General features: G+C 60.8%; 23 protein-coding genes. 10 read left to right on the top strand and 13 right to left on the bottom strand.

Annotated elements, in window-relative coordinates:
- Positions 1-185: 185 nt before the first annotated feature.
- Positions 186-1,544: a CCA tRNA nucleotidyltransferase gene (locus NW816_RS06685; RefSeq protein WP_414408651.1), complete on the top strand. Its 1,359-nt coding sequence runs from the start codon at positions 186-188 to the stop codon at positions 1,542-1,544.
- Here NW816_RS06685 and NW816_RS06680 read toward each other — a convergent pair.
- On the bottom strand, positions 1,541-2,266 hold the full coding sequence (locus NW816_RS06680) for a response regulator (protein ID WP_414355565.1): 726 nt from the start codon (positions 2,264-2,266) through the stop codon (positions 1,541-1,543). The two genes, NW816_RS06685 and NW816_RS06680, sit on opposite strands and share 4 nt — an antisense overlap.
- A gap of 392 nt (positions 2,267-2,658) precedes the next feature.
- On the opposite strand from NW816_RS06680, the gene NW816_RS06675 reads away from it, so the two are divergent.
- The 4 genes from NW816_RS06675 (at position 2,659) to purH (ending at position 8,058) form a co-directional block, all read left to right on the top strand.
- Positions 2,659-3,561 carry a 4-hydroxybenzoate solanesyltransferase gene (locus tag NW816_RS06675; RefSeq protein WP_414399646.1) on the top strand — a complete coding sequence of 301 codons (903 nt, stop codon included), beginning with the start codon at positions 2,659-2,661 and terminating at the stop codon, positions 3,559-3,561.
- A gap of 189 nt (positions 3,562-3,750) precedes the next feature.
- A complete protein-coding gene (locus tag NW816_RS06670) occupies positions 3,751-5,244 on the top strand; it encodes a hypothetical protein (protein WP_414408650.1) in 1,494 nt (497 codons plus the stop codon).
- 136 nt (positions 5,245-5,380) lie between these two features.
- Positions 5,381-6,172 carry a serine O-acetyltransferase gene (cysE, locus tag NW816_RS06665; protein ID WP_414331426.1) on the top strand — a complete coding sequence of 264 codons (792 nt, stop codon included), beginning with the start codon at positions 5,381-5,383 and terminating at the stop codon, positions 6,170-6,172.
- A 152-nt stretch (positions 6,173-6,324) separates the two neighbouring features.
- The gene (gene purH, locus NW816_RS06660; protein WP_414408649.1) at positions 6,325-8,058 is read left to right on the top strand and encodes a bifunctional phosphoribosylaminoimidazolecarboxamide formyltransferase/IMP cyclohydrolase; all 1,734 of its coding nucleotides are present in this window, start codon (positions 6,325-6,327) and stop codon (positions 8,056-8,058) included.
- Positions 8,059-8,124: 66 nt separating this feature from the next.
- Here purH and NW816_RS06655 read toward each other — a convergent pair whose 3' ends face one another.
- The 4 genes from NW816_RS06655 to NW816_RS06640 all read right to left on the bottom strand — a co-directional run bounded on the left by NW816_RS06655 (position 8,125) and on the right by NW816_RS06640 (position 11,113).
- A complete protein-coding gene (locus NW816_RS06655) occupies positions 8,125-8,955 on the bottom strand; it encodes a transporter substrate-binding domain-containing protein (RefSeq protein ID WP_414408648.1) in 831 nt (276 codons plus the stop codon).
- Between the two features lie 103 nt (positions 8,956-9,058).
- Entirely contained in the window at positions 9,059-9,415 is a 357-nt protein-coding gene (gene rplT, locus NW816_RS06650) for a 50S ribosomal protein L20 (protein WP_414408647.1), read from the bottom strand.
- Between the two features lie 134 nt (positions 9,416-9,549).
- Complete coding sequence (rpmI, locus tag NW816_RS06645) at positions 9,550-9,750, bottom strand: 50S ribosomal protein L35 (RefSeq protein ID WP_414408646.1); 201 nt, start codon at positions 9,748-9,750, stop codon at positions 9,550-9,552.
- A 130-nt stretch (positions 9,751-9,880) separates the two neighbouring features.
- Positions 9,881-11,113, bottom strand: a complete 1,233-nt coding sequence (locus NW816_RS06640; protein ID WP_414408645.1) for a class I SAM-dependent methyltransferase — start codon at positions 11,111-11,113, stop codon at positions 9,881-9,883.
- Between the two features lie 144 nt (positions 11,114-11,257).
- Here NW816_RS06640 and NW816_RS06635 point away from each other — a divergent pair, with 144 nt between their 5' ends.
- The 3 genes from NW816_RS06635 (at position 11,258) to NW816_RS06625 (ending at position 15,232) form a co-directional block, all read left to right on the top strand.
- A complete protein-coding gene (locus tag NW816_RS06635; protein ID WP_414408644.1) occupies positions 11,258-12,520 on the top strand; it encodes an RNA-guided endonuclease InsQ/TnpB family protein in 1,263 nt (420 codons plus the stop codon).
- 53 nt (positions 12,521-12,573) lie between these two features.
- Positions 12,574-14,085, top strand: coding sequence for a glycolate oxidase subunit GlcD (gene glcD, locus NW816_RS06630; RefSeq protein WP_414408643.1), 1,512 nt, complete (start codon positions 12,574-12,576; stop codon positions 14,083-14,085).
- 259 nt (positions 14,086-14,344) lie between these two features.
- Positions 14,345-15,232, top strand: coding sequence for a hypothetical protein (locus NW816_RS06625; RefSeq protein ID WP_414355573.1), 888 nt, complete (start codon positions 14,345-14,347; stop codon positions 15,230-15,232).
- A gap of 13 nt (positions 15,233-15,245) precedes the next feature.
- On the opposite strand, the gene NW816_RS06620 is transcribed toward NW816_RS06625, so the two are convergent.
- From NW816_RS06620 to NW816_RS06605, 4 genes are all read right to left on the bottom strand, one after another.
- Positions 15,246-16,472, bottom strand: a complete 1,227-nt coding sequence (locus NW816_RS06620) for a DUF3326 domain-containing protein (protein WP_414355574.1) — start codon at positions 16,470-16,472, stop codon at positions 15,246-15,248.
- An 86-nt stretch (positions 16,473-16,558) separates the two neighbouring features.
- A complete protein-coding gene (hemG, locus tag NW816_RS06615) occupies positions 16,559-18,094 on the bottom strand; it encodes a protoporphyrinogen oxidase (protein ID WP_414408642.1) in 1,536 nt (511 codons plus the stop codon).
- Between the two features lie 118 nt (positions 18,095-18,212).
- Positions 18,213-19,601, bottom strand: a complete 1,389-nt coding sequence (locus tag NW816_RS06610) for a homoserine dehydrogenase (protein ID WP_414408641.1) — start codon at positions 19,599-19,601, stop codon at positions 18,213-18,215.
- Between the two features lie 218 nt (positions 19,602-19,819).
- Positions 19,820-20,635: a GvpL/GvpF family gas vesicle protein gene (locus tag NW816_RS06605; protein ID WP_414355577.1), complete on the bottom strand. Its 816-nt coding sequence runs from the start codon at positions 20,633-20,635 to the stop codon at positions 19,820-19,822.
- Between the two features lie 233 nt (positions 20,636-20,868).
- Between NW816_RS06605 and NW816_RS06600 the strand changes: the two genes are divergently transcribed.
- Positions 20,869-21,486, top strand: a complete 618-nt coding sequence (locus NW816_RS06600) for a DUF3318 domain-containing protein (protein WP_414355578.1) — start codon at positions 20,869-20,871, stop codon at positions 21,484-21,486.
- Here NW816_RS06600 and surE read toward each other — a convergent pair.
- A complete protein-coding gene (gene surE / locus NW816_RS06595) occupies positions 21,418-22,200 on the bottom strand; it encodes a 5'/3'-nucleotidase SurE (protein WP_414330243.1) in 783 nt (260 codons plus the stop codon). The genes NW816_RS06600 and surE overlap by 69 nt on opposite strands.
- 174 nt (positions 22,201-22,374) lie before the next feature.
- On the opposite strand from surE, the gene gap reads away from it, so the two are divergent.
- On the top strand, positions 22,375-23,391 hold the full coding sequence (gene gap / locus NW816_RS06590) for a type I glyceraldehyde-3-phosphate dehydrogenase (RefSeq protein WP_414355579.1): 1,017 nt from the start codon (positions 22,375-22,377) through the stop codon (positions 23,389-23,391).
- A gap of 59 nt (positions 23,392-23,450) precedes the next feature.
- Here gap and NW816_RS06585 read toward each other — a convergent pair whose 3' ends face one another.
- The 3 genes from NW816_RS06585 to NW816_RS06575 all read right to left on the bottom strand — a co-directional run bounded on the left by NW816_RS06585 (position 23,451) and on the right by NW816_RS06575 (position 25,748).
- Positions 23,451-24,737 (bottom strand): AmpG family muropeptide MFS transporter, encoded by a 1,287-nt coding sequence (locus NW816_RS06585; RefSeq protein WP_414355580.1) that lies wholly within the window; start codon positions 24,735-24,737, stop codon positions 23,451-23,453.
- A gap of 190 nt (positions 24,738-24,927) precedes the next feature.
- Positions 24,928-25,185 (bottom strand): DUF3146 family protein, encoded by a 258-nt coding sequence (locus NW816_RS06580; protein ID WP_414334803.1) that lies wholly within the window; start codon positions 25,183-25,185, stop codon positions 24,928-24,930.
- A 221-nt stretch (positions 25,186-25,406) separates the two neighbouring features.
- Positions 25,407-25,748: a DUF3155 domain-containing protein gene (locus tag NW816_RS06575; RefSeq protein WP_414355581.1), complete on the bottom strand. Its 342-nt coding sequence runs from the start codon at positions 25,746-25,748 to the stop codon at positions 25,407-25,409.
- Positions 25,749-25,785: the final 37 nt, after the last annotated feature.

Below are 25,785 nucleotides of genomic sequence, written 5' to 3'. Positions count from 1 at the left end.
ATCCATAAGCAATCCCCCCTCAAGAGAGAAAAGAGCAGAGAGCAAAGAGAAGAGAGCAAAGAGAGCGTATCCTCACTTCTCACCTCTCACTTCTCAATCCTCACTTCTCACTCCTCTCGTTGCTCCGCACCGCTGACGCGAACAGGAAGTCTTGATTAGGAATGACCCTAGGCCCGAGGAAAGCCTTGCTGACGAAGTGGCTGCTGACCTATTTCTACCAATGGCTGCCTTTCCCCCAAGAGTGGCTGCCGCAGGAAAGCTATTGGGTAGGGGGATCCCTGCGGGATGCTTACCTGGCTTGGCTGCAGGGCCGTGCTGCTGGGGATCCCGCTCGCGACGGTGGGATGGAGTCCTCAGCGTCGGTGGATTTGGACCTGATGTGCGCTGTGGATCCCGTGGGCTGGGCAGCGGCAGTGGCACGGCGGTTGGGGGCGGGCTTTGTGGTGTTGGATCCCGAACGGCAGATTGCCCGCATTGTGTTGGCAAAGTTGACCGTGGACGTGGGGCTGCAGGTGGGATCCACCCCTGAGGCGGATCTGGAGCAGCGGGACTTCACCTGCAATGCCCTGGCCTTGGATCTGCAACGGGAGCAACTGCTGGATCCCACGGGCGGACAAGCCGATATTCGCCAGGGCCGGATGCGCATGATCCACCCCGACAACCTCAGCGCCGATCCGGTGCGGCTGTTGCGGGGTTATCGACAGGCAGCTCAACTGGGGTTTGTGCTGGATCCGGCTACGCAAGAGGCAATCCGGGAGCGGGCCCCCCTTTTGGCCAACGTGGCGGCAGAACGAGTGCGGGCAGAGGTAGTGGCCCTCTTGGAGGCAGGGATCCCCGGGCTGGCTCACCTACAGGGGGCGGTGGCGGCGGGGTTGCTGCAGGCTTGGCTGCCCCACCTGAAACCGGAAAGTCCGGGCTTCCCTCAAGCTCAGGCGGTGTGGGAGTGGGCCGAACGCTGGCGACCGCTGTATCCCCGCACGCTGGCAGAGCTGGCTCAACCTTTGGCGTCCTCACGCGAGCGGCGCGGCAAGCTGTTGACAGTGGTGCTGGCGGCTTTATTGTGGGATCCGGCAGGAACCAAGGCCTCCGTCCCACTGACACAAACGGCAGAAGGGGTGGAAGCCGAACTGGAACGGCTGCGCTTCAGCCGGGCGGAAATGCGGGCCATCCAAAAGCTGCACCATCTCCTGCCTCAGCTCCAGCTCCTCCTAACGGACTCCCCCACCCCTGCCCAACAGTGGCGGCTTTATCAACAGGCGGGATCCCTGTTCGGTGGCCTGGCGCTGTTGGCGGTGGCTACGGGCGGCGACCCTCAAAAGCTGGAGTCTTGGCTCAAACGCTACGAAGACCCCCAGGATCCCCTGGCCCATCTGGTGCCCCTGCTGGATGGCCGCGATCTGCTGCACAGCTTGGGGGCCAAACCCGGCCCCTGGGTAGGCCAGTTGCTGCAAGACCTCCAGGAGGCGCAGGCTTGGGGGCAGATTCAAACTCGTGCCGAGGCGCTCTCTTTTGCCCGCCGGTGGCGTGGCCAGCAAAAAGACTAGCCGAAGCGATAGCCGAAGCCGCGCACCGTCACCAAATACTCTGGGTTGCTGGGATCCAGCTCCAATTTTTCCCGCAGCCAGCGGATATGTACATCGACGGTCTTGCTGTCGCCCATGAAGTCGGATCCCCAGATGCGCTCCAGAAGCTGTTCCCGCGTCCAAACGCGGCGGGGATTGGACATAAACAGCTCCAACAGGCGAAACTCTTTGGGGGAAAAACTCACCTCAACGCCCCGCACCAACACGCGGCACTCCTGGGTAAACATACACAGATCCCCGTAGCGGAGCACCGTGGCATCGCTGGCTTGGGCCAGTTGTTGCCGACGCAACACCGAACGACAGCGGGCGATCAGCTCCCGCATGCCGAAGGGCTTGGTCAGATAATCGTCGGCCCCCAGTTCCAAGCCCACCACGCGGTCGGTTTCGCTACTTTTGGCCGTCAACATCAAGATGGGAATCGTGTTGCCCTCCCTGCGCAGCAGCCTGCATAGATCCAAACCGTTCAAGCTGGGCAACATCAAATCCAGGATCATCAAATCCAGCCGCTCAGCCGTATGTACCACCTCAAGGGCTTGCCGACCATCGGCGGCCTGTAAAACTTGATATCCCTGTTCTTCTAAAGCCAGGGCAACCGTTTCCCGAATGGCATCCTCGTCATCCACCACCAGCAGGGTCTCCAGATGGGAAGCAGCTTCCTTGGCTTGAGGAAGTGGACCGGTCATGGAGAGGGTTGCTTCCATACAGAACTCCGTTGCGCCTGCACGCAAGTGCTCCGCACCGCCGTCACGAACGCGGAAGCGTCACGTAGCGATAACAGCCTCACAGGGTGAGAAGGGCAAGTGCCGCCACCGTCAACAGCAGCCCCCCGATAGGATATCAAACTTCCAGGGCAGGCCAATAAAGAGAACAGGGGCGGACTGACTTGCACAGGGCCTTGAGACGGCGAATGGAACCGAAAGGATTCCAAAAACCTGCAATTCAGGATGATTGATTTAAGATCTCTAATGTGGAGCCGCCCCTACCCACGCCTCATGGTGCTCTGCACCCCTCCCGCGAACGGCAACTCACGCTTTAAGGACTCCGTCCCGCTGTCGCGATTGGCCGGAAACCGGCTATGTCTGCTTCCCCTTCTGCACTCTGGGCCACTGGCGGAGCCATTCTGCGGCTGTTGCGCTGGCACAAGCCGGCAGGGCGACTGATTTTGATGATCCCGGCGCTGTGGGGAGCTTTTTTGGCCGGACGGGGAACGCCCCCTTGGCCGTTGGTCGGGATCCTGATTCTGGGCAGTTTGGCCGCCAGCGGAGCGGGCTGTGTCATCAACGATCTTTGGGATCGGGACTTAGATCCATTGGTGGAGCGCACCCGCCATCGCCCGTTGGCCAGCCGGGAGTTGACCGTTGGCGTCGGGATCCTGATGGCGGTGGTGAGTTTGGCCTGTGCGGCAGGGCTGGCGCTGTTTCTCAACCCGGTTAGCTTTGCCCTCTGTGTGGCGGCGGTGCCGGTGATCCTGCTCTATCCGGGGGCCAAGCGGGTGTTTCCGGTGCCGCAGTTGGTGCTGGCTCTGGCGTGGGGATTTGCCGTGCTCATCAGTTGGACGGCGGTGAGCGGCCAAGATGCCAACACACCCCTGTGGGAAGAGGGGCTGGGCTGGCTGTGGCTGGCCACGGTGTTGTGGACACTGGGATTTGATACCGTCTATGCTCTTGCGGATCGGGAGGACGATGAGCGGGCCGGGATCCATTCCAGCGCCCGTTTTTTCGGGCAGCGGACGCCGACGGCGGTAGGGCTATTTTTTTTGGGCACTGCCATCGCGCTGTTGGGGGTAGGCCTCAGCCTACGGTTGCATGGAGTTTATTTTGTCAGCTTGGCCATCGTCACTGTCCTCTGGGGCCGGCAAACCTGGCAGCTCCACCAAAGGAATGCCTCTCCCACCTTGTACCTGGCCATCTTCGGCCAAAATGTGGTGCAAGGGTTTATTCTGCTGGCGGGGATGATCGGCGGGTCCCTGCTGGCCTGAGGGATCCCCTGGCCTCTCGCATGGCCAGATGCCTCTCTGAAGAACGCCTTGCCCCTCAGCCGACGCTGGGGCTGCCTCTTTGGGAAGGGATCCCGACAAATCTCCGGACTGGCAGGGATCGGCCCAGGGCCAAAGGCAAACGGTAGAATGGGTCGATAATTAAAGGAAATTAAAGAATCCTAGCCTCCGATGGCCCCACTAAGCGGCGGTGAGCCTCCCTATGACATCCTTATCCTCTCAAACGGCCCTGGAGAGCTGACCACCTGGGTGCGTCCGGTGGTGATGGAATTGCGCCAGCAACTGCCTCAGGCACGCCTCTCCCTGGTGCTGTCCCCCTGCCCTCATGCTTCCGGGCAGGAGATGAAGATAGCCCAAGCGTTCATCGATGTGGATCGGGTGCAGGATCCCGATTTTTTTCTGGCTTTTTTGCTTACCGGCCAAACCGAAGAAGCCTGGGATTGGGCCAAGCGAGGGGTGGTGCTGTTCCTGGGGGGAGATCAGTTTTTTGCCGTCTGGATTGCTCGCCGCTTGCGCTATCGGCTGGTGGTCTATGCTGAGCATCAACCCCGTTGGCGGCCTTGGGTACATGCTTTCGCCGTGCGAACCGAGGCAATCAAACGCCGCTACGATGGCGGACGGCTGCTGGGCCACCCTTGGGCCCACAAAATGCACGTTGTCGGGGATTTGATGGCGGATGGCGTAGCCAGCGCTGTCTATTTGCCGGGGGTGCCCCTTTCCGGCTGGCTTGGCAGCAGATCTCCTGCCGCTGCCTCCAAACCCACGGCAGGCTTTTCTTCCCCAACCCAAGCCTTTGGCCTGCTCCAAGATGCATCTCCCAGCTCCATCGGCGAGGGGGAGCCTGTAAGAACTGCGCCAGAGAGAGTGGGGAACCGCTTCACCGATGAAGAATTGCTACCGCGCGGCTGGCAGCGTCTGAGCGATGAGAACCGCACCCACTATCAGGTGGGGCTGCTCCCAGGCTCCAAGCCAGCCAAGCTCTCCTTGGGGGTGCCATTGGTGTTGGCTGTGGCCGATGAGCTGCGACAGATGCTGCCGAATGTCCGCTTTGTGATCCCGGTGGCCCCAGGACAAACCCCCCAGTCGTTGGCAGCCTATGCCCATCCCAAGCTCAATCCCGATATGGCTTTGATCTATGGCACCTCAGCCATTCTGGAGCAGACCAATCTGGGATCCCAGTTTGTTACCCCCTTTGGCAGCACGGTGCAATTGTGGACAAGCTTCCCTGCCTATTCTGTGCTGGCCAACTGTGATCTCTGTCTGACCACCATTGGCGCCAACACCGCCGAGCTGGCCTATTTGGGGGTGCCGATGGTTGTGGTGATCCCTACCAACAAGCTGGAGGCAATGCGCGCCTGGGATGGGATTCTTGGCCTGTTGACCCGCCTTCCAGGCTTGGGCACTTGGCTGGCCCGCGCCGTCAACAGAATTGCTCTGCGTTGGCTAGGTCACTTGGCTTGGCCGAACATCTGGGCAGGGCGAGAGGTGGTACCGGAGTTGCGGGGCCACTTGCGCCCGGTGGCCGTGGCCGCACAAATGCGAGTTCTGTTGGAAGATCCCCAGCGCCGTCAGCAAATGCAGACAGAACTGCAGCGGCTGGGGGGAAGGCCGGGAGCCGCGCAAGCCATTGGAGAACTGGTGGCTCAGCAGTTGAGTAAAGGCTAGGGCAGAAGGCAATTTGCTTGAGCTCGACCCAGTGGAGAGTTGCGCGAGGAGCTCCCTTGGCGCGATTGGAGATCTCTCCTTGCTGCCGGCAAAAAGTGCTAAAAGGGGAGTGGAGGTTCCTAAACGGAGACCATTCATGCTGACGGAGGCCGAGCAGTCGGCGGTGGAAAGCCCCAAAACGGGGGAGGGCAATTCTCTCCCTGCTGGCAAGCCGGAGCCAAAACTGGGGTTCTGGCAGCAATTTTGGGAGGATGTTGATTGTGTCTTCGATCGGGATCCGGCAGCACGCAATCGCTGGGAGGTCATCTTCACTTATCCCGGTGTGCATGCTCTGTTTTTGCACCGCATCGCCCACTGGCTGTGGAAACGGCGCTGGTTTTTCCTAGCGCGGCTGCTCAGCTTCTTGGCTCGTTCTTTCACATTGATTGAAATCCACCCGGCAGCCAAGATTGGGCGGCGCTTTTTCATTGACCACGGCTGTGGGGTGGTGATCGGTGAGACGGCAGAAATTGGCGATGATGTTACCCTCTACCACGGGGTCACCTTGGGGGGTACCTCTTGGAACAAGGGCAAACGTCATCCCACCCTGGAAAATGGGGTGATTGTCGGCACGGGGGCAAAGATTCTGGGGCCGGTTCGCATTGGGGAAAAAGCTCGTATCGGAGCCAACGCGGTCGTGATTCAGGATGTAGCTCCCGGCATGACGGTGGTTGGGATCCCAGGCCGTGCGGTCATCCCGCCCCATCAGCGCCGCATCCCCGCCCATGGCATTGACCTGGATCACCATCTCATGCCTGACCCAGTGGGACGGGCTATCGAACAGTTGCTGCACCGTATCCAAGATCTGGAAGCCCAGGTGGCCCGCCTTAACCGGGAGCGGGAACAGGTCCGGCAGGATCAGGTGCGAGGCGAAGCAGAATATTCCTGATCCGTCCTGCTGATGCGAACGATCTGAAGATTTGTCTGAACCAGGTGGCTGGACAAGAGGGTCCAGCTTTCGGGGTATGCTGTGAGAGCGCTGGGCTGGGTATCCCGGCCAGCTTTTTCCTCTGGGCCCTTCTCTACTGGATAACGCCTCCAATGCCCCTTGCTACTGCGCAACGCTGTCGCGAACAGGATTCTGTACCGTTGGCTTTGTTGAGTGTATCCGACAAAACCGGACTGATCCCGCTGGCCCAGTCCCTCGTGCAAGAGCATGGCTTTCAACTGCTCAGCAGTGGGGGAACCGCCAAGGCGCTCTCAGAAGCTGGGATCCCGGTCACCCCTGTCTCTGCCTATACCGGCGCACCGGAGATCCTGGGAGGAAGGGTGAAAACGCTGCACCCCCGCATTCACGCCGGCATTTTGGCCCGCCTGGAATGCAGCGAAGACCGGGCAGACCTAGAGGCGCTGGGGATCCCTCCCATTTCCCTGGTGGTGGTCAATTTCTACCCCTTTGAGCAGACGGTGGCACAGGCGGGGGTATCTCTGGCGGCAGCTTTTGAGCAAATTGATATCGGCGGGCCCACTTTGGCGCGGGCGGCAGCCAAAAATTATCCCCACGTCACGGTGCTGACGGATCCCAGCCAGTACCCCCAGTATTTGCAACTGCTCTCCGGGGCCTATGGGGAAACAGAGCGGCTGGCGTTTCGCTTCCAGTGTGCTCGTCGGGCCTTTGAGCAGGTGCTGGCCTACGACCGCGCCATCGTCACCTACCTGGCTCGCCTGGAGCTAGCAGGTCCCTCCCAGTCCTCCGCAGCTGCCGCTGAAGACAGGTTTCAACTGCAAGGGATCCTGTGGCAACGCCTGCGCTACGGGGAAAATCCCCATCAAGCTGCCACTTGGTATGTGACGGATCCGGCTGCCCCCGGCTGGCACCGGGCTAAGCAGTTGCAGGGGAAGGAGCTGAGCTACAACAACCTGCTGGATCTGGAGGCGGCCCGTGCCCTGGCGGCAGAGTTAACCTTGTTACTCCGCAATGCTGATGCGACGTGGCCCACTGACGGGAAGGGCTCTGTGTCTTCTGGCTCTGCTCGGAGGGAGTTCTTGCAACCTGAACAAGCGGTGGCGGTGGTGGTTAAGCACAACAACCCCTGCGGGGTGGCCATTCGCCCATCGCCGGCTGCCGCCCTCGAGGCTGCCCTGGCTGCTGATCCAGTTTCGGCCTTTGGGGGCATCGTCGCCCTCAACCAACCCTTGGACGCAGAGACCGCCCGACGGCTGGTGGAGCCTTTTTTGGAGTGTGTGGTGGCTCCCGATTGCACTCCAGAAGCGGCTGAGCTACTGTCAGTCAAAAAGAACTTGCGGGTCTTGATCTTGCCGGACTTGTGTGTGGGGCCTGCCCAAACAATCCGCACCCTGGCCGGGGGCTTTCTGGTGCAAGACGCCGATTCACCTGTTGCTCTGCAACGCTGTCGCGACCAGGAACCGACGCAAACCGACAGCCCCCCTTCTTGGCAAGTGGTCACCCAGCGCCAGCCCACACCGGAGGAGTGGGCGGATCTGGAATTTGCCTGGATAGTCTGCAAACATGTGAAATCCAACGCCATTGTCGTCGCCAAGCAGAGGCAGACGCTCGGCGTCGGAGCCGGGCAGATGAATCGGGTGGGGGCAGTGGAGATCGCCCTCAAGCAGGCGGGATCCCAGGCGGCAGGGGCTGTTTTGGCCAGCGATGGCTTTTTCCCCTTTGCCGACAGTGTGGAGATGGCTGCCCAAGCAGGGATCCGCGCCATCATCCAGCCGGGGGGGAGCATCCGCGATGCCGATTCCATTGCTGCTGCCAACGCTGCCGGTATTGCCATGGTTTGCACCGGCATACGTCACTTTCTGCACTGAGCCCGCCTTTCTGCTCAAGAGAGAAATCTTCCCAAGAGAGACAAAGAGTAGGGAGTATCCTCAACTTTAGGGCAACCCCCAGGCTCTGGCCCGCTCTGCCAGCCAGCCCTCAGCCCGCAAATTCTCCAGTTCTCGGCGCACCCGCAGCCGCAATTCGGCGTGCTGCAGCCCCTTGGGCATGGCAATGCCCAGCCCCACCGTTGCCAAGGGGGATCCCAGAAATTGAAACTGTTGCTCCGCAGCGCTTTCGCGACGGGGATGCTCTGCTAGCCACCCTGCCAGCACCGAGCGATCTGCTGCCCACCCCTGCACCGCCCCTTTCAGGAGCAGTTCCGCCCCTTCTCGGTAGGAATCGACAGGCACCAACTCCACCCCTGGCAGGTATCGATTCAGCAGGGGAATGGCGCTGGAACCGCGCAAGACTGCAACGCGACCGCCCCGCAAGTCCGACCAGCTTTCCCAGTTGTGGGAACGAGCCACAACCAAGCTGGGGCCATCCTGATAGTAAGCAGAAGTGAACTCCACCTGGCGCGCCCGATCCGGGGTAATGCCGATCTGAGCAATGGCCAAATCCACCTGGCCGTCAGCCAGCACCTGCAGCCGCTCTACATTCGAGACCGGCACCAACTCCACAGCCTCTGCCGACCCCAATAACCGGGATCCCAGCTCTCGAGCCAGGTCGATCTCAAACCCCTGCAGCTCCCCTTGGGGAGTGCGAAACCCCAGCGGCCTCAGGTTGTCTTTTACGGCAACGCGCAGCCGCCCAGAATCCACAATCTCCGACCAAGGGCGGGCTTCCGCAGGGATCCCCGCCCCTAGGCAACCCAAAACCAGGCTGAATGCCAATAAAGGCTTCAGGAGCAAGAAGAGAGAAGAGGGAGGCCACACAGCACCCACTGGGGACTCCGTCCCGTTAACACGACACGATTGGAACCGCACCGCTGTTGCGAACGCCGATGCAAGCAGAAAACCCACTGGGGCAGGCAGGGATCCCATTGGCTCAGGCAGTGCGGGACTGCCGGGCTGCAGCAACCACTTGAGCGAAGGCTTCCGGATCCAGCATGGCCAAGCGAGCCAACATTTTGCGGTTGAGCTGAATGTCAGCTTTTTTTAGGCCATCGATGAACTCGTGGTAACGCAGCCCCTGGGCGCGGGTAGCCGCGTTGATGCGGGCAATCCATAGGCGGCGGAAATCCCGCTTCTTGCGGCGGCGATCCCGGTAGGCGCTGCGCAGAGCCTTCATCACCTGCTGGTTGGCGGTGCGGAACAGCTTTGAGCCAGCTCCCCGAAAGCCTTTGGCCAGCTTGAGGATCTTTTTGCGGCGCTTGCGGGCGACATTACCCCGTTTGACTCTCATGGCGGTAACTCAATACGAACTTAGACAAACTCAAACTGAAGGGTATCAAGGACTCCATCCCGCTAGGGCGAACAAAATCGCTGCCGTAAATGCCAGCCCCTGAAATCTTCTTGCCGGCGCGAGCAGGATCCCGGCTAGTGGGTGTTGGGCAACATCAGGCGCACATTGACGACATCCCGTTTGTCCACCAGGGCCACACCGGCCAATTTGCGTTTGCGCTTGGTGGTTTTGTGCTCCAGCAAGTGGTTGTGCCCGGCTCTGCGACGCATAAACTTGCCGCTGCCGGTCAGGCGGAAGCGCTTGGCTGCTGCCTTGCGGGTTTTGATTTTGGGCATGATGGTAACCCCAGAATACGCGGGGCCAGAGCTAAAGGTCACAGCCTTCTAGCATAAGCCATAGAAGAACAAGAGGGCAAATGCCGAGGACTCCGTTCCGCCGAGGCAAATGACAGCAGTCGAGAAACTCTCAAGAGACCGAGTTTTGCGGCTCCAGCAGCAGCACTTGCCAGCGCAGCAGGCGTTGCAGTTGCTCGAAGCTCAGGGGGCACTCTAGGCCAGCCTGGATCTCTTGGACGGTGCGGATCCCGTCCACCTGTTGGAGAAAGGCGAAGGCTTCTTCGCTCAGGGAGATGGCTTCGTAGGCGTAGTTGAAAATGCTCCGCCCCGGCCACAAGCCCAGGCAGGGGCTAAGGTGGGCGATGGCCGATGCTACACTTTCTGGGCTTGTCCATTCCCAGCGGCGGATGGGGGGCTTACCGAGAAACAGCTCGTAGTGGGCCACCACCGGATCCAGCAGCTCGATCAAGCGATAGCGTTCCGGCTCTGGCAGTTGAGCAGCTTGCGCCAACAGCGCTTCATCCTGGCCCAACACCCGCTCCAGCCGCCAAAACTCTGGGTTGGAAAAGCGTAAAAACTGCAGTCCAGAAGCCCGGATTAATTCAAACAGAGTCTCGATGGTGTAATTCACTTCCTGGGGGTGCAGGTACATATCGGCGAAGCATTCATCGTCCACGTTCTCAATGGCCCAGCGGGCACGTTCTTGCTGCTGGATGCGGTTGGTTTCCGGCAAGATCTCGAAAAGGCGACGGCCCACCTGGAGACCCCTCTGCAATTGCTCCGCCGAGGCGAGGGTTTGGTGTTCAGAACCTGTTACCAGCAGGCGGATGGCCTTTTGCATGAGGCGGATTTCGTGGCGGCCCAGCTCGCCGTATACAAACAGGTGCAGGATCCCGCCGGGAGCCAATTTGCCGGCCAAAGCCTGCAGCCCCGCCACGGGATCGGGCAGGTGGTGGAGCATGCCCACGCAGTTGATGAAGTCAAACTGCCCCGGCAGTTGGTCGATGTCGTAAACGTTGAGCTGGCGAAACTGCACCGGCGGTGCCTGGGAAGCTCGACAACGGGCCTCGGCAATCTCCAGGGCGCGGCTACTTAGATCAAAGGCCCAAATTTCTGCGTTGGGGTTTTGGTGGGCGATGTATTCCGTTCCCACTCCCGATCCACAGCCGGCATCCAGAATGCGCACCTTGCGCCGACCCGGATGGGATCCCGTACAAAAGGCATGGGCCTGGGGCCAGCTCCAGCGCCAATTCCACCCTGGCGGGGGAACAGTGCCGACGGGCTGCGGGGGGAAGGGGTAGAGCTCGTAGAGCTGCCGCACTTGGTTGAGGACTTGTTCGGCGCTGGGGGAGTTGGGCTGCATGGGCTATCCGTCGGGTTCGGGCCAGTCGCTAGCAAGACTATAGTGACCAAGAAAACTGGGTTTCAAGCCCTGCTCTAAGGCCTACGGCCCGCTGACGCGACTAGGGCGGCTTTTATCTCGTTAGACCTTTGCTAAGATGCACTCATGCGCGTCCTCGAAGCCAAGCTCCTCAACGGCACAGCAGCACAGTACCAAGCCCTGGACGAGGCCATCCGGACTGCTCAGTTTGTCCGCAACAAATGCCTGCGACACTGGATGGATAACCAGGGGGTGAACAGGGCCACGTTGTACTCCCTCTGCAAAGACTTGGCCAGAGAGTTCCCCTTCGCTCAGAAGCTCAACTCCTCTGCCCGACAAGCCAGCGCGGAGCGAGCCTGGTCTGCCATCTCTAACTTCTACCGCCGCTGTAAGAACCAGGAAGCCCGGAAGGGTTACCCCAAGTTCCAGAAACACTGTCGCTCCGTGGAGTACAAAGTCTCCGGCTGGAAGCTCTCACAGGATGGGATGTCCCTCACCTTCACAGACGGCTGCAATGCGGGTACTTTTGCCCTCTACTGCAACGGTGAGGCACGGCGGGACATTCTCACCCTGAAAATCAACCGGGTGCGGGTCATACGCAGGGCTGATGGCTACTACGCCCAGTTTTGCCTGGACGTGGAGCGCCGAGAGGAGGTGGAGTCCACCGGCCAGGCGGTGGGGCTGGATGTGGGCTTGATGCACTTCTACGCCGATAGCGATGGGAACAAGGTAGAGTGCCCCAAATTCTTGCGTCGTGCCGAAAGGAGGTTGAAGCGACAGCAAAGGAGACTGAGCAGAAAGTTTCGGAGAGGGGCCAAACCCCAATCCAAGAACTACCACAAGCAGCGGAAGCGGCTGGGCAAGGTGCATCTCAAAGTCCAACGCCAGCGTAGAGACTGGGCTGTGAAGCTGGCCCGGTGCGTGGTGGCATCTAACGATGTCGTGGTTTATGAGGACTTGCAGGTGCGGAACTTGGTGAGGAATCACCACTTGGCCAAGTCAATTCACGATGCCAGTTGGAGTTTGTTCACCGGGTGGCTGGACTACTACGGGAAGGTGTTTGGCAAGGTGGTGGTGGCAGTGCCACCGGAGTACACCTCGCAGGACTGTTCTCATTGTGGCCATCGGGTGAAGAAGACGCTCTCTACTCGCACTCACCAATGTCCGCGGTGTGGGGTGGTGATTGACCGGGATGTCAACGCGGCTATCAACATCCTGCGCCGAGGGCTGGAGCTGTTGGGTGAGGAGTGGAACAACGGTACCCAAGGGCATTGGGGAACCGCCTCGGAAGAGGGAACGCCTGGGGAGATGAGCACCGCTGTCGTGGAGGGGCAACCCAACATGGTAAGTGCTGTCGCAGAACCAGGAACCAGAATCCTCTGCCTCTAGGCAGGGGAGTATGTCAAAATATCCCTCCTAAAGCTCCTGCTGGGCCCACTGTCATGAAAGTGCTCCGCACCGCTAGCGCGAACGCTTCTGCTCATCCTCTACAGACCGGCCTCACCTTCGACTGGATCAGGCTGACGGCTGAGCTCAAAAAGATTCTGGATCCCCAGCGGGTGATCAGCAAGCCGGAGGAGCTGCTGGTTTACGAATGCGATGGGCTGGTCAGCTACCGGCAAAGGCCGGCGCTGGTGGTGTTGCCTCGCACAACAGAAGAGGTGGCGCAGGTGGTGAAGCTGTGCAGCCGCTACGGGGTGCCTTTTGTGGCGCGGGGATCCGGTACGGGCCTCTCAGGGGGAGCCCTGCCGGTGGAAAATAGCGTCGTCATCGCCACGACCCTGATGAAGCAGATCCTGGAAATCGACCTGGACAACCGCTGCATGGTGGTGCAGCCGGGCGTTATTAACACTTGGATTACCCAGGCCGTGGCCGCCCAAGGCTACTTTTATGCGCCGGATCCCTCTAGCCAGTCGGTTTGCTCCATCGGAGGTAATGTGGCGGAGAACTCCGGCGGTGTCCACTGCCTCAAGTACGGCGTAACAGCCAACCACATTCTCGGCCTGACGGTGGTGCTGCCGGATGGGGAGGTGGTGTGCTGGGGAGGCAAGATCCCGGAGATGCCCGGCTACGACTGGGTGGGGCTGTTTGTGGGATCCGAGGGCACCCTGGGCATTGCCACCGAGATTACCCTGCGCTTGGTCAAGGCCCCGGCTCAGGTTCAGGTTTTGCTGGCGGATTTTGACAGCGTAGAAGCGGCGGGAGCCACCGTCTCCGACATCATCGCTGCCGGGATCATCCCCGCCGGCCTGGAGATCATGGATAACTTCAGCATCAATGCCGTGGAAGATGTGGTTCAGTTGGGCTACTACCCGCGGGATGCGGCGGCCATTTTGTTGGTGGAGGTGGATGGGCTGGAACTGGAGGTGGAAGAAGCCAGCCAACAGGTGAGGGCGCTGTGCTTCAAAAATGGGGCGCGACAGGTGCAAGTCGCATCCGACCCAGAAGAGCGGGCGCGGGTGTGGAAAGGGCGTAAGGCAGCGTTTGCGGCCATGGGCAAGCTCAGCCCCAACTACTATGTCCAGGATGGGGTGATCCCCCGCAGCCGACTAGCCTTTGTCTTGAAGGAAATCGAGCGCCTCAGCCGCGAGTACGGCTATCCGGTGGCCAATGTGTTTCACGCCGGCGATGGCAATCTGCATCCCCTGATCCTCTACGACGAGTCAGTGCCGGGATCCCTGGAACAGGTGGAGAAACTGGGGGGCGAAATCCTCAAGCTCTGCGTGCGCCTGGGGGGCAGCATCTCCGGCGAACATGGCATCGGGGCAGACAAACGCTGCTACATGCCGGAAATGTTTACGCCTGCGGATTTGGAGAGCATGCAATGGGTGCGGCAGGTGCTTGATCCCCAGCACATCGCCAACCCCGGCAAGATCTTCCCTACCCCCCGCACTTGTGGTGAGTCAGCTCACGCCCACAGCCGACCGGAATGGCAAGAGATCCCAGTCTTTTGATTTTGAACGTGATATGCAGTCGTTTCAGGCTAGAGTGAGACGCCTGGGCTACTGCTCGCGCCAGCGGGACGGAGTCCTATCGCGCCAGCGGGACGGAGCGAGACAGAACTTTTCTACTCCTGCTGCTCGCAGCCTCGTCGCGACAGCGTTAGCGTTGCCCTACCGTAGGCACAGCAACAACTCCGGCAGAGGCAGGACAGAGTAGGATGCTACCTTGGCAAAGATTCTTTGGAGAGCAAGGATGAGGCAGCAGAGAGGAATGGCTCAGCACAAGAGGTGGGCGGTGGGCCTGCTGGCAATCTGGGTTTGGCTGAGCTGGGGGGTGGGGGCCTGGTCTGCTCCCCTTTGTCGGGATCCCCTCTTGCTGCGGCAGATCTTGGCAGCTCTGGGCCGCCCGGAGGTGAAGGTAGAGGAGGTGGCCCTTTTTGATTCGGATCAGTGCCTTGTCCAACTGGTGCTGGATCGTCAGGGGTTGAGCGGATCCCTGCCGCCCGAAATAGGCCAATTTCGCCGGTTGCGAGCCTTGTCCCTCAGCCACAACCAACTTTCCGGCCCCATTCCACCCGAGCTGGGGCAACTCGGCCAGTTGGAAAACCTGTTTCTCGATTACAACGAATTCTCCGGCTCCATTCCAGCCGAGCTGGGGCAGTTGCGAAACCTGCGCGGCCTGTTTTTGGATCACAACCAGCTCTCTGGGCCTATTCCCCCCCAACTGGGGCAACTGCACCATCTGGAAAACCTCATCCTGCAAAACAACCGCCTCAGCAGCACCCTTCCCGGCCAACTGGGCCAGATGAGCTCTCTCAAGGGCCTGTTTTTGGATCGCAATCAGCTCTCTGGGCCTATCCCCCCTCAACTGGGGCAACTGCACCATCTGGAAAACCTCTACTTGTCGGACAATCGCCTCAGCGGATCCCTGCCCCCCGAACTGGCCCAACTGAGTCAGTTGCGGGATCTGCGCTTGGCACGTAACCAGTTCACGGGAGAATTGCCGACCTTTTTGGCAGAACTGCCCCGACTGGAGCGGCTGCACATCGAGGGAAACCCCGGCCTCTGCTTGCCGGCTGCCCTATCCGAGTGGTTTGCCGGCCTAAACCCAGCGGATCCCCTGCCGGCTCCCATCTGCTCATGGACTCCGTCCCGCTAACGCGACCGGTAGCCTACTGGGACTCCGTCCCGCTATCGCGAAAGGACTCTGTCCCACTATTGTGCTCTGCACCGCTGTCACGAACGCAACAGCGTCGCGTAGCAATAACGGCGCAAGTGTGGGATCCCAGCTTGTCCCGGGTGGAGGAGGAGAGCCGTAGCGACGACCAGGCCACTCCTGCTCGGTGGGCCACCACCACTCCAACCGCCTCCAGATAGGAGGTTACCGACACATGAGGGATCCCCAACTGGCGGGGGTGCACCTGCATCACGGTGGTGTTTTCCTCGACGGCAATGAAAAGCGGAGGACGGGCAAGGACTCCGTCCGTTCGCGTCAGCGGCGGAGCATTGTGGTGGGGTTGCGACAGCATTGCGGAGCCATAACGGCTGGCCAGGTGCAGCAAGCCAGGCCCCCCAAAGGCAGTGGCCGGGGCGATGACGCTGTCCACCTGCTCTGCTGTCAGGTCACCCGGTTGGACGGGATCCCCGCTCTTGACAAATTGGGGAGCATAGCTGAGGCCCACCAAAACCGAAGGCAGGAAGGTAAACCCCACCTCTTCTGCGGCAGCGCGGGGGTGAACCGGCTTGGGGAAAGTCTCAGGGTAGAAAGCGGGGGCGTGGGCACAAGGGATCCGCAACTCCCGCACCACCAGGTGGCTGATCAGGGCTTCGACGCCGGCCAAGGGATCCACCCCCATTCCTTGCTCGTATTGGCTGAAGTCCAAGTCATCCGGAAAGCGGGCCACCACAGCAATGGCTTCTGCCCCCAGGCGAACCAGCTCCTGGGCAGTCTCCAAGAGAGCATCGGGCCGGGCTAGGGATCCCTGGCTGGCCCCGGAGGGGGAGAAGCTGACGGAAACGCCCAAGGGTTGGCGGGTCAAGCGCCAGGGGCCGATGTTGAGCCCCAAGGTGGCCTGAGCGGCTTGCATCACCTGCAGGTGGCGTTGTTGCAGATCAGGGGGGATCCCGGCATCCAGCACCACCCCAACACAGTTTTGGCGCACTGGCCGCAAATTCCACACTCCCGCACAGAACTGATCCAGGCCGTACCCTTCCACATACAACACATTCCCCATCGGCCAAAACAAACTGGCTCCGTTTAACACGTTGGGATGGGTGATGACCCGCTCTGCGGCTGCTGCCAGAGTGCGGGCAATGGGCAAGGCATCCCCGGCAAAGCCGCCAATGCGGGCACCAATGCCGGTGGGGATGAGCAGGAGGCTGGTGTAGGGGTGGCTCATAGTGCTCCGCACCACTGTCGTGAAAGTGCTCCGCACCACCATCGTGTTCGCGAAAGCGTCGCGTAGCGATAAAGTGCCCTGCACCGCTAACGCCGGACAGACAGGATCTGCTGGGCTAGGGCCTCGGCCCGCCGCACACAATCTCCCAAGGCCACGCCATCCAGGTAGTTGGCGCACACCCACACCCCTGGGGTTTGGTCGGCCAGGCTGGCCTGCAATTGGGCAATCCGCTGCCGATGGCCAAGCGTGTATTGCGGGATAGCTTGGGGCCACAGGCGCTCTCCCAGGCGGATGGGCTCGACAGGGCGGGTGAGCAGGATCTGGCTGAGTTCTGCATGCACAATTTGGGCCCGCTCGTCAGGGGAGAGCGCCGTAATGGGCGGGATCCCTTTCTGGCGGGCAAAAGCCGCATCGGTAGCTCCCCCGATGAAGCTGATCAGGCAGTGATAGCCCTGAGGAGCCCGCTCTGGGAAGAGGGAGGAGGCCCAGATGGTGCCCAGGGTGCGCAGGCCCTGAGAGCGAGGGATCAGATGGCCAAACCCTCGCAGCGGTTGGGGGAGGGCTTCTTCTGGATAGGCCAAAGCCACCACCGCCACAGGCGGGTAGGGAATTTCGGCCAGCAGCCGACTGGCTTGGGGGTTGAGATCCTGCAGGAGGGTGGCAGCGGCGTAGGCAGGGAGGGTGAGCACCACCTGTTGAGCCGCCACCCAGTGGATTTCTTCTGGGGCGTTGTGCTCCGCGCTGCTGTGGTGTATGGCAAAGCCCACCCGGTAGCCGGTTTCATCCCGCTTGAGATGCACAGCCCGCCAGCCCAGCCGCAGCGCACTGCCCAGTTTCTGGGCAATCGCCTCAGGTAGCTGCTGCAACCCCTGCCGCAGGTTACCCAGTTGGCCCCGCTTGGGAGGAGGCTGGATAGGGGAGTTGCCGCTGTCCTGGTGACGGGTTCGCGGGAGCGTCGCGTAGCGATAACGGCTGCGCAAAGCCTGCACAGCACCGGCAAAGAGGCTGCCGTAGCGTTCTTCCAAGCCGGCAATGCGGGGGAAGGCTGCCAAGGCGCTGAGCTGATCCGGATCCCCGGCATACACCCCTGAGGTGAAAGGTTCGACCAGCCGCTCTACCACCTCGGATCCCAGTTGCCGCCGGAAGAATTGCCGCACCGTTTCCTCTTTGCCCGGCGGTGGCGCGACAAACCCCAACAACCCACGTAAGGCCCGCAACTTGCCGCCCACGCTCAACAGCCGCGAGCCAATTGCCGCAGAAGGGCTCAGGGGCACCGGCAGCAGCTCTTTTTCCCAGTAGATGTAGCGGGGCAACTGGGCATCGGCCAGCACCAGGTGCTCCGCCAAGCCCACCTCGGCAATGAGGTTAAGCAGGGCGGGGACGGGGGTAAAGCTGTTGGGGCCCTCTTCCCAGCGATAGCTGTCTTTGGATTGGGTGGAGATACAGCCCCCCACGCGGGAGCTGGCCTCGGCCAGGAGCACCGGCTGGGTGGAGTCATCCCTGGAGGATAGGCCCTGTTGCAGTCGCAAGGCTAACGTTAGGCCGCTGATGCCCGCCCCGACCACCACCACCTCGGCCTGCGAGGGCTGCGTCCCGCTAAAGTGCTCAACAGAAGAGTTCATCTTTTGGGTTCCAACGGGGTTTTCAATCCTCAAGAGTCAAACAATTATGCTCTGAGCCGCTCCCCGTCCCACCAGCGCGTTCGCGTCAGCGGTGCGGAGCATTTTGGATCTATAGCAGCTAGCGCAGCACCCGAAATAGGCTGGGGATCCCGGCCACCTGGGGCAGTTGTTGGATCTCGGCCAGCGCCTGTCGGCAATCGGCCTCGCGGACGGTGTGGGTGAGGATGACGATCTCCGCCTGCTCTTGGTGACATTCCTTTTGGGTAATGCTCTCCAGGCTAACCCGGTGGCGGCCAAAGCAGGTGCCAATCGCCCCCATCACCCCCGGCTGATCCTGGGCCAATACCCGCACGTAAAACTCCGACTCCAATTCCGAGAGAGGGATCAAAGAGGCGGCAGCAGGAAAGCAGGGGAATCCCCACAGCGGATTGGGGGTATGAGCCCCCGTTTGCCGGTGGGCAATCAGGGTCAGCAGATCGCCGACAACGGCGCTGGCAGTCGGCCCCCGCCCCGCCCCCGGCCCCGACAGCACCACCTGACCCAAGGGATCCCCCTGCACCAGGACGGCATTGTCCACGCCGTTGATGTTGGCCAAGGGGTGGGTAGAGGGCAGAAGGGTGGGGTGAACTCGGATGTCCAAGGCCATCGTGTTGCTCCGCAACGCTGTCGCGACCGCCCCTTCCCCGTCATCCAAGGGCTCCGCCCCGCTAGCGCGAACAGGATGGGCCCTTGCTGCTCCGCAATGCTGACGCAACTGGGCGATGGCCAAGAGCTTGAAGGTGTAGCCCCACTCGCGAGCATAGCGAATGTCGGTAGGGCTGATGCCGCGGATCCCTTCGCAGGGGATGGCTGCCCGCTCCACAGACACCCCGAAAGCAAGGCTGGCCAAAATGGCGATCTTGTCGGCGGCATCCCACCCTTCCACATCGGCACTGGGATCCGCTTCGGCGTAGCCGCGGGCTTGGGCCAGAGCAAGGGCTTCCTCAAACGAGCTGGCCGCCTGGGTCATCTGGCTGAGGATGAAGTTGGTGGTGCCGTTCACAATGCCCCAGACCGCCTGGATGTGGCTGGCCTGCAGGGACTGTTGCAAGGGCTGCAGAATCGGGATCCCGCCCCCGACTGCCGCTTCCAAGAGCACCGAGACTTTGGCTTGGGCTGCCGCCTGAAAGATCTCCTCCCCGTGGCGGGCGATCACCGCTTTGTTGGCTGTGATCACCGGTTTGCCGTGGTCAAGGGCTTTTAAGATCAAGGTGCGGGCCGGCTCCAAGCCCCCCATCAGCTCGATGACCACGTCGATTTCCGGATCCGACACGATTTGCTCCAGATTGGTGGTCAGGCGCTCAGGCGGGATCCGCACTTGCCGTGGCTTGTCCAAAGAGCGCACCCCCACCGCCGCAATCTCAACCGACTGCAAGAGAGGATGCCGGGGTTGCTGCAGAATTTGCACAACACCCGTGCCAACCGTGCCCAGCCCCAATAGCCCAACTCGTTCGCGGTAGCGGCGCATAGCGCTTTAGACCACAACTCTTCCTTTTGCCTGCTGTTCCCGTTAGCGGGACGGAGTCCTTTGCCCTGTGAGGGCTCCGCCTCGCCAATGCAAACAGGAAGCGGACGGGATCCCCTCACCATTATCACGCTTGGATCCACGCTCTGCTAACGCGACCATGATCCGCATGCAGAGCACTTTGTTCGCGCTAGCGGGACGGCGTCCTTAGTTGGGATCTATCACCTGTCGGCCAGGGGATCCCGCAGGGCACGGACAAAGTGATAAGGGGGCAAAGGGGCGCTCCAATCCAGTTGCCAATGGGGGTGCTGAGCCAGCCAGGTTTGGGTGAGCTGAAGGGCGGCTTCCCACTCGGCAGGAGTGAGCAAAAAGTAGAGCCGCAAGGCCTCTCCCGGTTGGGGATCCACCCTTTGCACAGGCCAGGTGGAAGGCCAAAGCTGCTGTAGGGCTTGCTGCTCCTGCTCTTGCTGCTCTTGGGCTTGTCGTTGCTGGAGATAAGCTTGCTTGCGGGCCAAAAGATAGGCTGTTCCGCTCAGGGAGGACTGTGGCTCCGGTTGGGGCTGAGGTCGAACCCTTCCTTTGAGACAATACTCGGCCCGCCCCCCAATGGCTGCCAGGGCTTGTTCGTATTCCGCTTGCCGGGACAGCAGGTGGGATCCCAGCTTTTCTGCTGAGAGGAAGCAGGTGCCGAAGCGCAGGGGCAGCACCGGCATCTGGGCGAACAGTCGGCAGATCACCTGGTCGTGGCGCAGGGCAGAGCGCACCAACACCTCATCCGAGACTTGCAGCGACTCTGGATCCTGCATCGGCTCCACAGCAGCGGCAATTCGGCTGCCTGTCGGGGAGAACACCTGCACCGACCGATGGATCCCCTCGGTTTGCCGGATGAAGGGCAAAAGCTCTGGCGCTGGCTGCAGGAAGAAGGCGTACGTGTAAAGGGGGCTAAAGGATTCCGTCCCGCTACCGCGAACGGCACTCTGCTCATTCCCGTCAGCAGTACGGAGCACTTGGGGTTCTGGCTGAGCTGGGAAAGTCATGGCCTCAGATTTGAGACAGATAGGCTCGCCTTCCCAGTCTACGCAACCTAGGATTGGGATCTAAGGACTCCGTCCCGCTACCGCGAACAGAAACCCATGGAGTTCTACGGCCAGCCTGGAGATGCGATAGACTAACCTCGCATTGGTTCTACACAGGGCTGTGGTGTCGGGGGCCGGAACAGCGCCCGTGTTCAGGCGGGCTCCCCGCCTCAATGCCCCTAACAGGTGAGGCCATGAACAGCCGCCCAGATTTCAAATCCTTTGAAAAAGAAGAAACCGAACGGCTGCGAGATCTACTCCCCGCTTCCTTCCGACCCTTGATCAGCGTCGTTCCCCACTTCGGGGGTGAAGCCCTGCTCATCTCCCGCCGCAAAGCCCCTTGGCAGCCCCAGGGCACCATCGCCATCGATTTTCGCCGTTGGCAAGGGATCCCTCAGCCACAGCGGGATCTGTTGTTTCTGCGGGAGGTGGGCTGGCTGGACAATCGCAACTGGCTGCAGCCGGGGTTTTACCAGTCGCTGGCCTTGTTCGGGGGCATCACCACCGTGGCGGAGCTCTCTTTGCAGCACCCCTTTTCCGCTCTGTTGGCAGGTGGCATTACGGCTCTCTCCGTCCGGCAGATCTGGCAAAACCTGAACCGGGAGAGCGCCCATTTCGACGCCGATGAATTTGCCCTGCGCCGTGCTCAGTTTCGCGGCTACACCCGACAGGAGGCCGCTCAACACCTGGCAGATGCCATAGAACAGGTTCTGAAGCTGGATCCCACCGATATCCTGACGGCGCTACGGCTGCAACGGCTGAGAACCATTGCCCGCAACCTGGCTTCTACCCCCCCCAGCGGAAACGCCTGAGGCCAGTTGCACTTGGGTGATGGCCACCCGACCGGAGAAGCAGATGTCGGTATCGGTTTGGGGATCCCGAGCGCGCTCCGCATAGCGGCCCTGATAGCGAAACCACAGCGACTCTGCCCCATTTCCCTCGGCTTCCACCGCATAATCGAGCGGCAGGGGTTGGGTGCAGAGGGGACAATAGACCCGCTCCGGCAGAGGGGATCCGGCGGGCAAGTGAGGCAGGTTCACATTCCAAAACGCCCCCCTGGGCAGGGGTTGTTCCATCAGCTCCGCCAAGATTTCCCGCGTCCACCGCTGGGCTTGCTCCCAGTCGATGGGTTGGCCCCCTGCTCGGTATTGGGAAATGGCAATTCCCGGGATCCCCCGCATCGCCGCTTCCCGTACCGCTGCCACCGTTCCCGACAGGTACACATCCGATCCGAGGTTTCCCCCTTCGTTGATACCGGAAAGCACCCAATCCACCGCTGGGGCCAGCTTGAATAGGGCCACCCGCACACAGTCGGCAGGGGATCCCTCGACGGCAAAGGTGCGCTCGCCGCGGGCCAAGGCCCGAAAAGGTCGCCCCGTTGTCACCTGGTGGCTGCAGCCGGAAATCGGTTGGTGGGGGGCCACAATCCAACAGTGTTCTTCCGGGATGAGGGCGCTGAGGGCCAACTTGAGGTTGGCCAGCCCGGCAGCCTCGATGCCGTCATCGTTGGTCAGCAATACCTTCATTCCTACTTTTCCCTTCTGCCGGCAACTTCTTGGGTGAGTCCCAGTGGCAAATCTGGAGATCTTGGGTGCAAAAGCGATGGGGATCCCGTTCTTCTTCTACCCTATCCATAGGGGGTAGCGTCTCCCATGCCGCGTCCCTCGACCCACGGTATGAACTGACACTGGAGGATTGCGATGACCACACGGGTAGCCATCAACGGATTTGGTCGCATTGGGCGGGCCTTCTTGCGGGTGCTGCTGTCTCAGCCAGCTCGGGAGCTGGAGGTGGTAGCAGTCAATGACCTGACCGAACCCGACAACTTGGCCTATCTGCTCCAGTTCGACTCGGCCTATGGGCGCCTTCCCCAAACCGTGAGCGCGGTGGACGGGCATCTGCAAATCGGCAACCACCTGAAAGTCCGGGTTTTGGCAGAGCGGGATCCGGCGCAACTGCCCTGGAAAGATCTAGGGGTTGACCTGGTGGTGGAATCAACCGGCTTGTTCACCAAACGAGAGGGGGCGGCCAAACACCTGGAAGCCGGGGCCAAAAAGGTGATCATCTCTGCTCCCGCCAAAGGCCCCGACTTGACGGTGGTGATGGGGGTCAACGACGACCAATACGACCCGGAGCGGCATCACATCGTCTCCAATGCTTCCTGCACCACCAATTGCTTGGCGCCGCTGGCTAAGGTCTTGTTGGATCGCTTCGGCATCGAGACCGGCTTTCTCACCACTTGCCATGCCTATACCGCCACCCAGGCGATTGTGGATCGCCCGGATCCCAAAGATTACCGGCGGGGCCGCTCGGCAGCGGTGTCGATTGTGCCTTCCACCACTGGGGCTGCCACGGCAGTGGCCGAGGTTTTGCCCGCCCTGAGAGGAAAGATGGATGGCCTGGCGTTGCGGGTACCCACCCTGACGGGCTCGATCGTGGACTTTGTGGTGCGTACCGAGCAGCCCATCACCAGAGAAGCCGTCAACCAAGCCTTTGTCGAGGCTGCAGAAGGCCCGATGCGCGGCATCCTGGCCATTGCTCCACCGGAGATCGTCTCGGCGGATATCGTCGGGGATCCCCACTCTTCCATTGTGGATTTGGGATCCACCATGACCTTAGGGGATCGCACGGTGAAGGTGCTCTCCTGGTATGACAACGAGTACGGCTATGCGGCGCGGCTGGTGGATCTGGCGGCCAAAATCGGGGCTGCGCTGTAGGCGGCCATCCTTGTTGCGTTCAAGGCAAGGCTATTAGAACCGGATTTGCGGTGGGGCAGTTACGGTTCAGATGCGGTTGTGGCCGGGGTTGCAGGCGATGAAGGGGGGCCGAGCCACAGCAGGATCACCATTGCCGGAGCGGCTGTCATCGCCGTGATCAGATAAAACAAAGGCCAATTGACCGCAGCCGCCAAATAGCCTGACACAGCCCCGGCCAAGGTTCCCCCCACGGCAAACACACTGGTGAGCAAAGCATACTGAGTGGCACTAAATTGCCGGTCGCAGAGGCTCATCAAAAAAGCCAGAAAAGCAGCCGTGCCCATGCCCCCGGCCATGTTGTCGAAAATGGTTGCCCCCACCAGCAGCGGATAGTTTTGCCCCACCAACCCAATCGCTCCCAGGCCCAAATTGCCGATCCCTTGCAATGCCGCGAAGATGAACAGGCAGCGGTAGGTGCCGATGCGGCTGACCCACTCCCCCCCCACAAAAGCCCCCGCCAAGGTGGCCAACAAGCCTATCCAACTGCGGATAATGCCCAGATCGCTGGTGCTAAATCCCGTCTGCAACAAAAATGTAGGGGTCATTTGCCCTGCCAAGCTGTCCGGCAACTTGAAGCAGACCACAAACAGCAGGATTGCCCAGGCCAGGCGATGCCGCCAGAAAGATTGAAATGGCTCGAGGATAGCCGCCCGCAAAGAGGTAGGCTTGAGGGCGCTGTTTTCCGGCTCGGGAGCCAAAAACGAGGTGACCACCCCGATTGACATCAGCAGTGCCATGATCCCGTACACCTGCCACCAGGGCAAATAGTCCGCCAAGATCAAACTCACGCCACTGCTGACCAGCAGCGCGATGCGGTAGCCGAATACAAAAATCGCTACCCCTGCCCCCATCTCCCGCTCTGCCAAGATATCGGTACGGTAGGCATCCACCGCGATGTCCTGAGAGGCGCTCAAAAAAGCCACCAGCAACCCCACCAGAAAGATCGGGCGGGTGAAAACCGTGATTCCCGGCCAAGTCTGGGCCAGCTCTTCCCATCCCAGAGCTTCCAGCCAGGTTTGGGTCGGATCCTGAAAACCCAGTAGCCCTATGCTGAGCAGCAACAGCACTTGGGTCAGGGCCATCCACCCCCGCCGCCGACTGCCCCGCAGGGATCCCGGTGCCGGCAACAGAAATCGATCCAGAACAGGCGACCACAGGAACTTGAAGGAGTAGGGCAAATTGAGCAGGTTAAACAAGCCGATGGCAATGGTGGTCAAGCCCGCTTGGGTCAGCCAAGCATTCAAGGTGGTGTTGATCAACAGCAGCGGCAAACCCGAAGAAAATCCCAACAGCAGCAGGACGCCCATCTTGGAGCTGCCGTAGACCCCCAACATCCGCCTCAAGACGCTTGTCCCTGCCTCAATCATGACCAGCCTTCCCCACCATCCTGTCCATTCTCAGGGATCCCTGTATTCCCAGTCACCCTAACAGGTGCCTTCCAATGCTCAGCCCCGGTCTTCGGTGCTGGGCAAAAGCTCTGTGCAGCTTGAGAGGAGTTCACAAGCTGCTGCGAATTACAAACGAATAGTTGCTGCCCGGTTCCAGCAGATAGTCCGATTTTTCCAGAAAACGGCTCAAGGGCTCGCAAATCAAAGCCCGCCCCACAGAGGGTTCCACCTTGAGCTCCCCGGCCCGAAAGCACCAGCAAAAGCGCCAAACCCAACCGTTGGCGTTGACTTCCCCCTCAATGGCCCCCTCTTGCCAAGAGCGGCGGGTAATTTGGACATGGGCAGTGGTTTGAGGCAGTCGGCTCATCCGGCATCTCCCGACGAGATCCCTTGTAGGGTAGCGCGTGGTGCCCTTGCTGCCGCCAGCAGGTCGAGTATGGCGAGTGAGGCAGCAGGAGCTCAACCCGTGGGGAGGGATCCCGTACACAGGGTCAGTTCTTTCGATCTTCTGAGAGCGGCTGCAACAAACCCCCCAGGGTAGGGGGGCTGTTTCCTGAGCTCCTGCTAATAGGAAAAGCTGGTCAGAGGCTAGCGAGCGGCAGTTGCAAGAACCTTCGAGGATTTTTTCTCCGGCTTCTCAGCCGCAACCTCCGCTAGCAAAGCTCGCAGGCTGGGAAAAAGGAAGTGGTTTTCCTCGACATATTGCGCGCCGAACAACCCCTTCTCCGCCCAAAAAAACCGATCAACGGTATGCTCATTTCGCCGCACCAAAATCAGCGCGGGGGGCTGAATAGACTTTTCCTGAATATACTTTCGAGCAGCGGTTACAGACTTCTCTTCACCACTGTCCAGATTAAATTGAGGAATGTGATCTAAAATTTTGCGCCCTTCCAGACGACGGCGACTCTTACGCTTTCTTCTCCTAACCAATGTAAGCCTCCTGTAGAAGGATGACCGAACAACCGCA

The sequence above is a fragment of the Synechococcus sp. W55.1 genome (assembly GCF_047461655.1).
In the GTDB taxonomy this organism is placed as follows: domain Bacteria; phylum Cyanobacteriota; class Cyanobacteriia; order Thermostichales; family Thermostichaceae; genus Thermostichus.
This window is presented reverse-complemented; position numbering and strand designations above follow the sequence as displayed.